The sequence below is a fragment of the Streptomyces canus genome (assembly GCF_001514145.1).
In the GTDB taxonomy this organism is placed as follows: domain Bacteria; phylum Actinomycetota; class Actinomycetes; order Streptomycetales; family Streptomycetaceae; genus Streptomyces; species Streptomyces canus.
On sequence record NZ_KQ948676.1, the window covers coordinates 104,934 to 116,916 of the forward strand.

The 11,983-nt window shown below is 68.6% G+C and carries 12 protein-coding genes and 2 pseudogenes; 10 read left to right on the forward strand and 4 right to left on the reverse strand.

Translation table 11 applies throughout. The annotated features are described in order from the left end of the window. Positions 1-160: 160 nt before the first annotated feature. Together AQJ46_RS43710 and AQJ46_RS43715 are read right to left on the reverse strand one after the other, a co-directional pair. Positions 161-673, reverse strand: coding sequence for a winged helix-turn-helix transcriptional regulator (locus AQJ46_RS43710; protein ID WP_059210914.1), 513 nt, complete (start codon positions 671-673; stop codon positions 161-163). Positions 674-838: 165 nt separating this feature from the next. After that, a complete protein-coding gene (locus AQJ46_RS43715; protein ID WP_059210915.1) occupies positions 839-1,777 on the reverse strand; it encodes a helix-turn-helix domain-containing protein in 939 nt (312 codons plus the stop codon). 97 nt (positions 1,778-1,874) lie between these two features. Between AQJ46_RS43715 and AQJ46_RS43720 the strand changes: the two genes are divergently transcribed. The 9 genes and pseudogenes from AQJ46_RS43720 to AQJ46_RS59185 all read left to right on the forward strand — a co-directional run bounded on the left by AQJ46_RS43720 (position 1,875) and on the right by AQJ46_RS59185 (position 9,321). Then, complete coding sequence (locus tag AQJ46_RS43720) at positions 1,875-2,654, forward strand: MBL fold metallo-hydrolase (protein WP_059210916.1); 780 nt, start codon at positions 1,875-1,877, stop codon at positions 2,652-2,654. A 133-nt stretch (positions 2,655-2,787) separates the two neighbouring features. Beyond that, positions 2,788-3,795, forward strand: a complete 1,008-nt coding sequence (locus AQJ46_RS43725; protein WP_208617086.1) for an SMP-30/gluconolactonase/LRE family protein — start codon at positions 2,788-2,790, stop codon at positions 3,793-3,795. A 54-nt stretch (positions 3,796-3,849) separates the two neighbouring features. Continuing rightward, positions 3,850-4,509, forward strand: a pseudogene (locus AQJ46_RS43730) (NADPH-dependent F420 reductase); the annotation flags it as partial. Positions 4,510-4,613: 104 nt separating this feature from the next. Then, positions 4,614-5,555 (forward strand): SMP-30/gluconolactonase/LRE family protein, encoded by a 942-nt coding sequence (locus AQJ46_RS43735; protein WP_059210918.1) that lies wholly within the window; start codon positions 4,614-4,616, stop codon positions 5,553-5,555. A 123-nt stretch (positions 5,556-5,678) separates the two neighbouring features. Continuing rightward, positions 5,679-6,953 carry a multidrug effflux MFS transporter gene (locus AQJ46_RS43740; protein ID WP_059210919.1) on the forward strand — a complete coding sequence of 425 codons (1,275 nt, stop codon included), beginning with the start codon at positions 5,679-5,681 and terminating at the stop codon, positions 6,951-6,953. Positions 6,954-7,034: 81 nt separating this feature from the next. Next, positions 7,035-7,292, forward strand: a complete 258-nt coding sequence (locus AQJ46_RS43745) for a hypothetical protein (RefSeq protein ID WP_059210920.1) — start codon at positions 7,035-7,037, stop codon at positions 7,290-7,292. Between the two features lie 257 nt (positions 7,293-7,549). Beyond that, positions 7,550-8,149: a hypothetical protein gene (locus AQJ46_RS43750; protein ID WP_159064164.1), complete on the forward strand. Its 600-nt coding sequence runs from the start codon at positions 7,550-7,552 to the stop codon at positions 8,147-8,149. Next, positions 8,146-8,373, forward strand: coding sequence for a hypothetical protein (locus AQJ46_RS43755; protein WP_059210922.1), 228 nt, complete (start codon positions 8,146-8,148; stop codon positions 8,371-8,373). The genes AQJ46_RS43750 and AQJ46_RS43755 overlap by 4 nt, the downstream gene beginning before the upstream one ends. Before the next feature lie 516 nt (positions 8,374-8,889). Beyond that, positions 8,890-9,321, forward strand: a complete 432-nt coding sequence (locus AQJ46_RS59185; RefSeq protein ID WP_404828522.1) for a hypothetical protein — start codon at positions 8,890-8,892, stop codon at positions 9,319-9,321. Here the strand turns inward: AQJ46_RS59185 and AQJ46_RS43765 are convergent. Further along, entirely contained in the window at positions 9,292-9,960 is a 669-nt protein-coding gene (locus AQJ46_RS43765; protein ID WP_225887566.1) for an SMI1/KNR4 family protein, read from the reverse strand. The genes AQJ46_RS59185 and AQJ46_RS43765 overlap by 30 nt on opposite strands. A 477-nt stretch (positions 9,961-10,437) precedes the next feature. Here AQJ46_RS43765 and AQJ46_RS43770 point away from each other — a divergent pair, with 477 nt between their 5' ends. Continuing rightward, positions 10,438-11,388, forward strand: a complete 951-nt coding sequence (locus AQJ46_RS43770) for an SDR family NAD(P)-dependent oxidoreductase (protein WP_059210923.1) — start codon at positions 10,438-10,440, stop codon at positions 11,386-11,388. Between the two features lie 41 nt (positions 11,389-11,429). Here the strand turns inward: AQJ46_RS43770 and AQJ46_RS54785 are convergent. Then, positions 11,430-11,633: pseudogene (locus AQJ46_RS54785) on the reverse strand (transposase); the annotation flags it as partial. Between the last annotated feature and the right edge of the window lie 350 nt (positions 11,634-11,983).

Consider the following 11,983-nt stretch of genomic DNA (forward strand, 5'->3'; position numbering starts at 1 on the left):
CGGGCCAGGAATCCGTCCATCAGAACCTGTCCCTCGCCTGCGGCTGCTTTCACCGGTCCAGCTCCGTCAAGGACACCTGGCCGCGCCGGCCCGAGCGATCACCGACGCCGACTCAAAGCGCTCCAGGCAGTCTCCAGTACATCCAGAAAGGCGCAGGCGCTCAGACGGCGCCAGGCTCTTGGAGCGGTTCGGTGCTGGCGATGGCTGGGCCAGGCACCAGTTCGAGGTCGTCCGGCGTGACGGTGTGTCCGACATTGCAGTGCAGTTCCGCGCGCACACCCGCGCCGCAATCTGCGTGGCGCAAGCGTACGGCGCCCCCGTCGGGGGCCAGGTGCCGGTCGCCCCACTGCATCAGGGCGAAGAACACTGCCATGAGCTGGTTTCCGCGGTCGGTGAGCACATAGCGTTCACGGGAGCGCTGGCCGCGCTCTTGGTAGGAGACCTTGTTGAGAAGGCCGGCGTCGACCATTTCCGTCAGACGCGCGGATGCCGTGGGCTGACTTACCTTCGCCTGACGTGCAAGATCCGTGAAATGCGTCGTGCCGTAGTAGACCTCCCGCAGGAGAATCCACGTGGACTGGTTGGAGACGAGCTCCAGGGCGAGGCGCCCTGAACAGGGAACGTCGTACCAGCTGTCGCGGTCGGTGAGGGAGTCGCGAAGTGGAGTCGGCATGGTCTCACTATACGCTTATGCACCGTGATCGAGAATCTGCGATGGCTTCTGACTTAAGGCAGCGTACGACAGGTGACTGCTTCGATCGCGCCGAGCGCACCCTGCTGTCACTGATGGAGTCCGGAGCCCTCTCACGACTTTTGACTTTTACTCCCGGGGTCGCTCTTACTGTTGCCCCTGGTGGGTTTGCCTAAAAGCACCAGGAGTCTCGCCGGCGTGGCGGGTGAAGAACTTGCCGAAGTTGGTGGGTTCGGGAAAGCCCAGGCGGCGGGCGATGGTCGCCACCGGTTCGTCGGTGTGGGCGAGCAGCCGCTGCCCTTCCAGGGCGACGCGGCCGTCGATGACGTGTTTGACGGGCTGCCCGGTGGCGGCCATGCAGGCGCGGGTCAGGGTCTTGACTGTGTAACCGAGGCGGTGGGCGTAGTCGGCGGCCCGGCGCGTGGTGGCGTAGGAGCGTTCCAGCTCGGCGCGGAAGCGGGCGTACGCCTCGCCGCCGGAACGCGGGTCTCCCCCGCCGTCGGGGTGGGGCAGCCGGTCGATCTGCAACAGCACGGTGGCCAGCAGGAGTTGGAGGATCTCCGCCGAGACGGTGGGTTCCGGGCGGTCGTACTCGGCCCGCAGCTGGCCCAGCAGGGTCGACAGCCCCGCGTACGCGGGGCTCGCGCCGAGCTGCCAGCATGCTGACCCGTACCACTCGTTCACCAGCCGGTCGGCGCTGCTGGAGTGCGGGGGAAAGGCCGGCGTGAACAGCAGATGCGTGCCGTTCGCGGTGCCGGGCCGGACGAAGCGCTGGACCTGGCCCGGCCGGACCCACAACAGGGTGCCGGGACGGACGGGGTAGGTCACGAAGTCGATCGCATGCTCCCCGCTGCCCTCCGTGATCAGGGTGAGGGTGTGGAAGTCCACCCGGTGCACCAGGTCGGGCCGCCGGCCCCGCCGCCGCCGTCGCTCGTGCAAGGTGGCGAGATCGATGATCTCGAAACCCGGGACCCGTTCCTCGGGCGGGTTGAAGTCGAGGCGAAGGATGGCCCCGTCCGGAGCAGGGTCGGCGCCGCCAGGATCCCCGTAACGCACCACGATCTCCAGATGTCCTCGATTTACCATGCCGCGTCTTCAGCGTATCTCGCCTGCCTGCGCTTTCGCGACGAAAGTTGAGGTCGTCAAGGCGGCGCAGGGCCGCCTCCACCTCCAGGAGTCCCTCATGAACGGCACGGTCACGGTCCTCGACAAGGGCGCGGTGCGCATCCACAGCTACATGTCCCCGGCGGATACCTTCCACACCACCACTCAGTTGATCGAGACCCCGGCCCGCGTCATCGCGATCGACGCCCAGCTGCTGCCCGCCTACGCCGACGAGGCCATCGCCTACGCCCAGGGGCTCGGCAAGCCGATCGACCGCCTCATCGTCACCCACGCCCACCCGGACCACTACAACGGTGCCGCCCGCTTCGGTGCCCCCGTCCACGCCCTGGCCCAGGTCCGCGAGCAGATCATCGCCCGCGGCGACAGCCACCTGCCCACCGGACAGGTCATCCCCCTCAGCGACTTCACCCCCACCGTGGCCATCATCCCGGGCACCGAGGTCATCGACGGCGTCCCCTTCGTCTTCGAGGCCGTTTCCGGTGGCGAGGCCGCCGACGAACTGCTCATCAAGCTCCCCGACCAGCGCGTCCTGATCGCCCAGGACCTCGTCTACAACGACGTCCACCTCTACCTGGGCAACAACGACATCACCGGTTGGCAGCAGGCCGTCGACGCCCTGGCCGCCGAGTCCGGGTACGACACGATCCTCGCCGGCCACGGCGCCCCCACCGGCCCGGAGGTCTACCAGGACATCCGCCGCTATCTCGACGACGCGCGTGAGCTGCTCGGCGACGACGGCGACGCGTACAAGAAGGCGATCGTCGACAAGTACCCGGCCCACGTCGGCCCGTTCATCATCGACATCGCCAACCGCTCCCTCTTCCCGGCCGGCAACTGAGCGCCGCCGGCGTGTACCGCCCACGCCGCGCGGATCCGGGGCACTCGGCGCGGACCGCGTCCTCTGCGCTCATTGCCCCACATTGTTGATCACCCTCTTGGTCTGCTCACTTACTCACGCCCGGAGATCCGTCATGTCCCACAACCGCCTCTTCCGTCCCCGCGCCGCCGCCGTAGCCGTGGCCTCCCTCCTCGTCCTGGGTGGTACCGCCCCGGCTCTGGCCGCCTCCGGCGGCGATGCGCCCCACGCCGCCGCCTGGCATCACCGGGAACCGCTGCCCGCCAGCTACTCCATCCCCGGCGACAAGACCTACCCCGAGGGCATCGCACGCCAGCAGGGCACGCCCTTCTTCTACGTCGGCAGCACCAGCGACGGCACCATCTACCGCGGTGACGTCCACCAGAGCGCGACCCAGGTGTTCCTGCCCGGCGGAAAGGACGGACGCACCTCCGTCGCGGGCATGAAATCCGACCGCGCGGGACGGCTCATCGTCGCCGGCGGCGCCACCGGCAAGGTCTTCGTCTACGACACCCGCACCCGCACCCTGCTGCACGTGTTCGACACCGGCCGTACCGACACCTTCCTCAACGACGTGGCCCTCGCCCCCAACGGCGACGCCTACATCTCCGACTCGATCCACCCCGCGCTGTGGCACATCACCGCCGCCGAGCTGAAGAGCAAGCAGGTCCAGCAACCACTGCACGTGGGCGTGGACCTCAGCAACTCCCCGATGGTCTACGACGACGGTTTCAACGGCAACGGCCTGGTGGTCACCGGCGACGGCCGCTACGTCCTGCTCGCCGACTACAACGACTACGCCTTCTACCGCGTCGACCTGCGCACCCACCAGGTCGTCCCGGTCGACCTGGGGGGCGCCAAGGGCGTCTCCGGCGATGGCCTGGTGCTGAGGGGCAACACCCTGACCGCCGTCACCGAACTCGACCACCCCGAGGGCCAGATCAGCGTCCTGAAGCTGAGCCACGACTACACCAAGGCCGAACTCGTGCGCACGGTCCACGGCCACGGCATGCACAGCCCCTCCACGGCCGCCGTCGACGGATGCGACCTGCTGATCGTCAACTTCCAGTTCCAGATCACCGACCCGGTGCTCCCGTTCAACGTGGTGCGGGTCCACGTCTGACAGCAACCAGGCACAGGACAGGACACGAGTGCAGCGCAGTACAGGAGGAAGGACACCACCCTCATGAAGATAACCATCGTCGGTGCCGGCAACATGGCCCGAGGCATCGCCACCCGGGCTCTGGCGGGCGGACACACGGTCACCGTCACCGCCAAGGACCCCGGCAAGGCCGTACGGCTCGTCGACGAACTGCGCGGGCAGGCGACCGGCGAAGGCCGGATCGCCGCCGCCGACGCATCTGCCGTGGAAACCGCGGACATCGTGGTCCTCGCGGTCCCCTTCGAAGCCGCCAAGCAGCTCGCCGCCGCCTACGGAGAGCGGCTGAGCGGCAAGGTGCTGGTAGACATCAGCAACCCCGTCGACGCCTCCCTCGACGCACTCGTCGTCGCCCCGGGCACCTCGGCCGCCGAAGAGATCGCCGAGGCCGTCGCACCGGGCACCCGTGTCGTGAAGGCGTTCAACACCACGTTCGCCACGACCCTGATCGCCGGCGAGGTGAACGGCACTGTGCTCGACGTCTTCATCGCTGGTGACGACGAGGCCGCCCGTAAGCAGGTCGCCGACCTGGTCACCTCCGGCGGGCTGAACTCGGTCGACGTCGGCGCGCTCAGGCACGCCCGCGAGCTGGAGGGCTTCCAGCTGCTGCACATGGCCCTGCAGATCCGCGAGGCGGGCCACGGCTGGGCGAGCACGATCAAGATCGTCGCCCCCTGAGCCGTAGCAGTAGCAGTAGCACCCCATCGAGCCCCACTGCCGGCCCGCGACCCCCACGGGCCGGCAGTGGACCGTCAGCAGAACCCCACCAGGAGAACCACCCCATGCGCGTCCGTACCTCCCTGACCACCCTCGCCGCGACCGCGGTCCTGCTGGCCTCCGCGGCCACCGCAACCGCAGCGACCCAGCCCCTCTCGGCGCCGCACATCACCAACCACTTCCAGCTGGCGGCCTCGCAGCAGCCCGAGAACATCACCGTCGACCGCACCGGGGCGGCGTACCTGACCTTCTCCTTCGCCCGGCAGATCGTCCGCGTCATTCCGGGCAGCCGGCCGCACGTCCTGGCCACCCTGCCCGCCCCCGCCAAGGCGAACACCCCCAACCTGGGCAAGGCGTTCGTCGGGGGCATCGCCCGCGCCGACGACGGCACCCTGTACGTCACCTACGCCACCGGTACCGCGGACCTCACCGGCGTCTGGGTCGTACGTCCCGGTGGTCGCCCGCACCGTATCGCCGCCCTGCCCGCCGACGGGTTGCCCAACGGCCTCGCCCTTGACCAGCACACCAACAAGCTCTACGTCACGGACTCCGTGCACGGCGTCATCTACCGCCTCCCCGCGTGCGGCGGAAAGGCCACCGTCTGGGCCAAGGGCACGCAGCTGGAGCCCACCACGTTCGCCGGCGCCAACGGCCTGAAGCTGCACAACGGTTCCGTCTGGGCCACCAACCTCGACCGAGGCACCGTGCTGCGTATCCCCGTCACCGCCAAGGGCACCGCCGGAAGGATCCAGGTCCGGGCCACAGGCATGCCGTCCATCGACGACTTCGCGTTCACCGGCCACGGCGACACCCTGCTCGCCGCCCGCGACGACAACCAGGTCGACCTCGTCCGCCCCGACGGCACCCAAACCACCGTCCTCACCCTGGCCGACGGTCTTCAGACCCCCACTTCCATCGCGGTCCACGGCAGCAAGGTGTATGTCCCCAGCGCCGCCTACATGACCGGCAAGGACCCCAACCTGCTCATCGCCCGCCTCGGCCGCTGACGCGGCCGGCAGGACGCATCCCACCGGCGCCGGTGCCGCGCCGACCGCGCGGCACCGGCCCGTGCAGAACCGGCAGCACAGTGGTCCGCACGACCCGCTCTCCCCGACAGCCCTGGAACCGATATGTCCGAACACTCCCCGACCAGCAGCGCCGGGACAGCAGACACCCTCCACGCGCCGTCCCCGGACCGCCATCCGCGCCGTCTGCCCCTCGTCCTGATCCTGGGCTCCCTGACCGCGCTCGGCCCGCTCACCATCGACCTCTATCTCCCTGCCCTCCCTCAGGTCAGCGGAGATCTCCACGTCTCACAGGCCGTCACCCAGCTCACCCTCACCGCCTTCATGACCGGGATCGCCCTGGGCCAGCTGGTCATCGGGCCCCTCAGCGACACCCTCGGCAGGCGCCGTCCCCTCCTGACCGGCCTGACCGTGTACGTCGCGGCGAGCCTCCTGTGCGCCGTCGCCCCCAATCCCACGGTCCTCATCGGCATGCGCCTGGTCCAGGGCCTTGCGGGCGCCGCCGGGATCGTCATCGCCCGGGCCGTCGTCCGTGACCTGTACGACGGACTCGGCGCCGCCCGCCTGCTGTCCTCGCTGATGCTCGTCTCCGGCACCGCGCCGATCCTCGCCCCCGTGCTCGGCGCACAACTGCTGCGCCTGACCTCCTGGCGCGGCGTGTTCGTCACCCTCACCGTGCTGGGCCTGGTCATCCTCGCCGCCACCGCGACCCTGCTGACCGAGACCCTGCCGGCCGATCAGCGCCGGCGCGGCGGGCTCCCCGACACCCTGCGCACCATGCGCGACCTCGTCAAAGACGGCCGCTTCTCGGGCTATCTGCTCACCGGCAGCCTCGGCTTCGCCGCCCTGTTCGCCTACATCGCCGGTTCCTCCTTCACCCTGCAAGGGGTCTACGGCGCCTCCCCGCAGACCTACAGCCTGCTCTTCGCGCTCAACTCGGTCGGCATGGTGGCCACCGGGCAGCTCAACGGCAAACTGCTCCTGGGCCGTTTCCCCTCGCATCGCATCCTGGGGGCGGGCCTGGCCGTACTCGCCACCGCCGGCACCGCCCTGGTCGTCCTGGCCACCCTCACCCACGTGGGCCTGCCCTGGATCGCCAGCGCGCTGTTCTTCACCGCCTGCCCGGTCGGCATGATCCTGCCCACCACCACCGCCCTTTCCCTTCAGCGTGCCCCGCACGCGGCGGGCAGCGCCTCAGCGCTCCTGGGCACCACACAGTTCCTCATGGGAGCCCTCGCGCCCGCCCTCGCCGGTCTCGGCGACCAGGGCACCGCCCTGCCCATGGCCCTGTCGGTGCTCGGCCTCGCGCTGGCCGCAACGGTCTGCTTCCTGGCCCTGTGCCGCCCAAGGCGTCCCATTTCGGCCCCGCTGGCCCAGTAAGCCCGCGAACCAGCCAATGCCGTCGCACTCGTTCGCGCATACGGACACCTTAAGGAAACGAGCCTGCCCCCATGCAGCGGCGTGCTCCTCAACGACGCCAAGCTCGTCGATAGCGACGGCTTCGAAATTCCCCTCCAGTTCGTCAGCGATGGAGAAACTGCGCAGTACGTAGTGGAGTTCGCCATCCCAGATGACTTCGATCTGCCTGACCATCCTGGGACGGTGGACATCACCGTTGAAGTGGGCAACTCCTCACCGACCAGTTTCACCAAGCCCGCGGCTCTCCCCATAGAGTGGCCGGACTCCGCCTCCGCGTCCGCAGGCAGCGCCCAACAGTGAGCGAGCCTCGCAGAATCCGGTGGTGGCGTGCGCTCGCGTCCGAGGCTCGTGAGGTGCTGAACCGGGCCGGTCGGCCACGGCAGCCGCCACCGGACCCGGCGGGCGCTGCTGACCCTGAACCGGATCCCGTACCAAACCCGTCACCGAGTCCCGCCTCACCACCGACACCCAATCCGACGCCCGATCCTGAGCCCGATCAGTCCGCAGAGCCGGAGCTGGCATCCGGCAAGGCCGGTTGGGCGGAGCTGGTGGGCACTGTGGGATCCCTCATCTCGCTGCTCACCGCCGTGCTTTTCTACTTCGGATGGGCCAGCACTGACGCCGAGACCCAGGCGCTGGGGCTGCGTGACACGGTGTTCCACTTCTCCACCAGCGACTACCTCCTGCGCAGTGTCGACGCCTTGTACATCCCCGCCTGGATCGCGGCCACCGCTGCCTTGGCCGCCATGGGGCTTCACCACCTGGTCGAGCGCGATCCCGCCCATGCACAGCGGGTGTGGCGACCACTCCGCTTTGCCTGGCTGCCCTTGCTCGCATTGATCCCTTTGTGTCCGCTCGCCCCGGCGGCCTTGGACCTGGTCATCCCGCTCGCGACCATCGTTGGATTCCTGTCCGCGGCCTACGCGCGCACGCGGCCACCGGATCCGGGTACGCCGCTGACGGCACGGCAGCAGAACGCGGAACGCCTGCGCAAGCGCCGCCTGTGGGCGCTGACCCTGTTGATCAGCGTGCTCTCACTCTTTGCCGCCGTCTCCGCCTACGCGGGCATTGTCGGCCGGGTCGGGCAGCCGAGACCACCGGCACCGTCGATGATCAGTTCCCGGCAGTCGTCGTCTTCAGCAAGGACGACCTCATGATTCGCGGGGGCGGCAGCTGCATCTTCCAGATCACGACGAAGGGCAGCGCCTACCGATACCGCTACGCCGGACTGCGGCTCTTCTACATCTCCGGCGACCGCACGTTCCTCGTTCCGCGGTACTGGAGCCCGGGGGCCGGCACCCTCTTTGTCCTCCAGGAGGGCGACGGTCATCGCATCGAGTACGTCAGCGGGTACGGCTACCGCGCGCATGAATGCCCATAGGAGATCGGTCAGGGCGCCGCGGCTCATGCGCGCAGCAGCCCAAGGTCTTGCTCTCGATGGAAGCAGAGGGCTACGTGGGGGCGGGGCGAGCAGGTTGGGATTCTCGCGTCCTCCTGGAACACGGATGATGACGACGAGGCAGGGTTCAGCTTCGCCGACACGTTGGACGGGTTCGATCCAGATGCTGTCGAACAGGTTGGCGGCGCCTTCGGTTGGCGGACCGACTCTGCCTGCAGGGCATCCTGTACGTCCTCTACAACGACATAGCCTGACAACTCCTGTCGCTGGAGCTGGGGTTCGGCTCCGGGCAGACCTGCTGGCGACGCCTGAAGCGCTGGCAGCAGGCAGGGGTCTTCGACCAGCTGCACCGGATCCTGCTGGCCGAACTGAACGCGGCCGACCACCTCGACTGGTCGAGGGCTTGCGTGGACGGCTCTCATATCCGCGCGAAAAAACGGGGGCTCCGACACCGGTCCGTCGCCGGTCGACCGGCGGAAGACAGGCAGCAAACACCACTTGATCTGCGACGGACTCGGCACTCCGCTCAAGTTCATCACGACCGCGGCGAACGTCAACGACGTCAACCAGACCCTCGCCCTGGTCGACGGCATGCCGCCCGTAGCCGGCCACGCAGACGCCCCGATGCCCTGCTCGGCGACAAGGGCTACAACTCCAACGCCAACCGCGACGAGTTTCGCAAACGCCGGATCCTGCCGGTCATCTCCCGCAAGGGCGCCCCGAACATCCAGGGTATGGGCAAGCTCCGCTACGTCGTGGAGCAGACCTTCGCCCTGCTCCACCACTTCAAAAGGCTCGCCGTCCGATGGGAACGCCGCACCGAACTCCACGACGCATTCGTATCCCTGGCCTGCAGCCTCATCTGCTGGCGACGTCTCAACAGGCCCGAATCATGAGGGTTCAGAAGGGGAGCGGTTCCGCGTCCAGTGACTCCGTGTATCCCAGGGCCCACCGCGCGGGGACTTCCTCGCAGATCGCCTCCAGGTCGGCCCTGGTCCGGCCCCGGACGTGCAGCCAACTGTGGGCGCCCAAGCCGTCTTGGCGCAGCAACTGCCCCGGGGCAGAGAACCAACGCACTGGGTAGTCCTCCGTTCCCGTCCACATCGGGTAGTCGGGCAGTGCGACCCGCTGGAAGCGTTCGGGCACCGCCCCAAGTAGGTCCGCCGGCAGCTCGCACGCGTTGTACAGCCGACCTCCACCGCCGAACAGTGCCTCGCTCAGTACGAGCTCGACGCAGGCCAGAGACACCCGGTCCAAGAACGGCACCCAGCCGTGCCGCGCCTGGACGAGCACCGGCGGATCGTCCTGGTCGAGGTCGCGCAGGCGCATGCCCCAGAAGGCGCGTCCCTGGTTTTCGCTGCGGAAGACGAGGACACCGCCGCACTCGTCATGAACGAACATCTCGGTGGGCGGCAGCAGCGGATCCTGGTTGGCGATCAGGCCGGACCGCGTGCCCAGGAGCGTGTAGAACTCGCGCAGCGCGGTCGGCAGGGAGCAGCCGAGCGTCGCCTCGCCCGCGCCAGTTCCGCTGCCGGCGTGCCGTCGTTCTCGGTCAGCGGCACGTCCCAAGCAGCGGCGAAGCCGCGGATGAATGCCCACGCCCGCTCCCGGTCGGTGATTCCGGAGCCTAGAGCCTGGGCCACGTCGAACACGCCAGTCATGCCGCGAACCGTACCGGAAGCACACGCCACATCACCCAGAGACGATCAGGCAGCCAGTGAGAGCAGCCCTACCGGGCCAGTCCGAGGCTCTGATGGATCCCCCGAGGTAAGCATGAATCCGACGAACGCTTTGACCTGACCACACTCGCCAAGATCGTGTTACGAGCTCTCAAGGACCTAGGGTCTGTGTGTGGTTGTGATCAAGCAGTGTGACTGAGCGCCCGAGTTGACCGGCCTTCCTGCTCTCTGCCTTCTCCGGAGGGGTGTCGGAAGTCTGTCGGCAGTGTCCGTGATCTGTCGGCGGCATGTCGGTGGAGGTTGCGACCTTGGGCGGGTTGGTGCTCCCCATGAGCACGCTGCCCCAGAGCGCTAGGAGTATGTCATCGTGTCTTCCGCAACCCAGAGTCGACCGTGGGACGTTCACCGGCTGCCGTCTGCCGAGGGCAGGATCTTCCTGGTCACTGGGGGTAACGCCGGGATCGGCTACTTCGCCGCGGAGCAGCTCGCCGCCACCGGCGCCGTCGTCGTACTCGGCAGCCGTGACGCCGCGAAGGCCAACGCCGCCATGGCCTCGATCCGCTCGCGCGTCTCCGGCGCGCATGTGCGGCACCTTCAACTGGACCTCGCCGACCTGTCATCCCTGAAGACCGCCGTGGACAGGCTGGACCTCGATCATCTCGACGCGGTGGTCTACAACGCAGGGGTCGCGCTCGACGACCTGCCGCGTCGAGAGACCGAGGACGGACACGAGCTGATGTTCGGCACCAACCACCTTGGCCACTTCGCGCTCACCCAGTGGCTGGCCCCCCTGCTGTCCGCGGCGTCGGCGGGCCGCATCGTGACGGTGGGAAGCTTCGTGGCGCGGTCCGAGCGACTGGACCTGGGCGATCTGCAGTCGACCCAGGACTATCGGCCCAAGCGCACCTACGGACGATCGAAGCTGGCGCAGATGTGCTTCGGCTTCGAACTCGATCGCCGCCTGCGTGCCGTCGGCAGCACGGTGCTCAGTGTGGTGGCCCACCCCGGCGGCGCACTGGACTCCCTCACCCCGTCCCGCCCGCCGGTACACGTGACAACCCCCGGTGAGCGGCTGCGAGCCTTGCCCGCCGGGCTCTTGGTGCAGGGCAAGGACGCCGGAGCATGGCCCGTCGTCCGTGCCGTCCTCGACTCGGAGGTGCAGGGAGGGCAGCTGTGGGGGCCGAGGGCCTTCGGCCTGCGTGGCGTACCACGGCGTGAGCCCGTCCCCTCTCACATGGCCGACCCAGCCGTCGCCACTCGCCTGTGGGCCGCCAGCGGTGAGCTGGCCGGCACCGATCCGCATCTCGGCTTTCGGTAGGCCCAAACCGCACCCAGGGCGGCCATCCGGTGGCCAACTGCCTTCGGGATGGCCACCTTGATGTTGCGTTTGCGCAGGTAGGCGCGGTTACCGCGGGACGAGTAGGCCTGGTCTGCGGCGACCGCGTCGGGCAGCGTGCGGGGGCGGCCGGCAGGCAGACGGACCCGCACCTTCTGCAGCACGGGTACGAACTGCGGACTGTCGGCGGCCTGTCCCGCGGTCAGGACGAGCGACAACGGACGGCACGGCGTCGAGAGACTGGTGCGCGGTGAAGTCGGGGACCTGGGCGATCACCCGGCCGGTGGCCGGATCGTGGACGTCGAAGGTGCCGGTCACGCCCGGTGCGGCGAGGTGGAGGTTGGCCAGGACCCTGTCGGAGTCGGCGAGGACAGTGAGGTCGGCGTCGGGGAGGGTGCGCATGGTGGTCACTTGGCTTCCTGGGCGGAGAGGACGGTGTCGATGGCGGCCATAAGCTGCCGGAACTCGCCGTTGGTGGAGTTGACTTCCTCCTCCGCCTAAAGGCGGGGGTTTCCAGCGGTCGCCCGCTGGGGTTCCTGCTTCACCGACGACTGCCCCGTCCGGGAGGACTCCCTTT

Bases quoted from the DNA above. Each gene is read 5' to 3' on its own strand.
- AQJ46_RS43735 (WP_059210918.1), top strand. From the start codon at position 4,614: ATGCGCGTCCGTACCTCCCTGACCACCCTCGCCGCGACCGCGGTCCTG.
- AQJ46_RS43710 (WP_059210914.1), bottom strand. From the start codon at position 673: ATGCCGACTCCACTTCGCGACTCCCTCACCGACCGCGACAGCTGGTAC.
- AQJ46_RS43755 (WP_059210922.1), top strand. From the start codon at position 8,146: ATGATTCGCGGGGGCGGCAGCTGCATCTTCCAGATCACGACGAAGGGC.
- AQJ46_RS43720 (WP_059210916.1), top strand. From the start codon at position 1,875: ATGAACGGCACGGTCACGGTCCTCGACAAGGGCGCGGTGCGCATCCAC.
- AQJ46_RS43740 (WP_059210919.1), top strand. From the start codon at position 5,679: ATGTCCGAACACTCCCCGACCAGCAGCGCCGGGACAGCAGACACCCTC.
- AQJ46_RS43725 (WP_208617086.1), top strand. From the start codon at position 2,788: ATGTCCCACAACCGCCTCTTCCGTCCCCGCGCCGCCGCCGTAGCCGTG.
- AQJ46_RS43715 (WP_059210915.1), bottom strand. From the start codon at position 1,777: ATGGTAAATCGAGGACATCTGGAGATCGTGGTGCGTTACGGGGATCCT.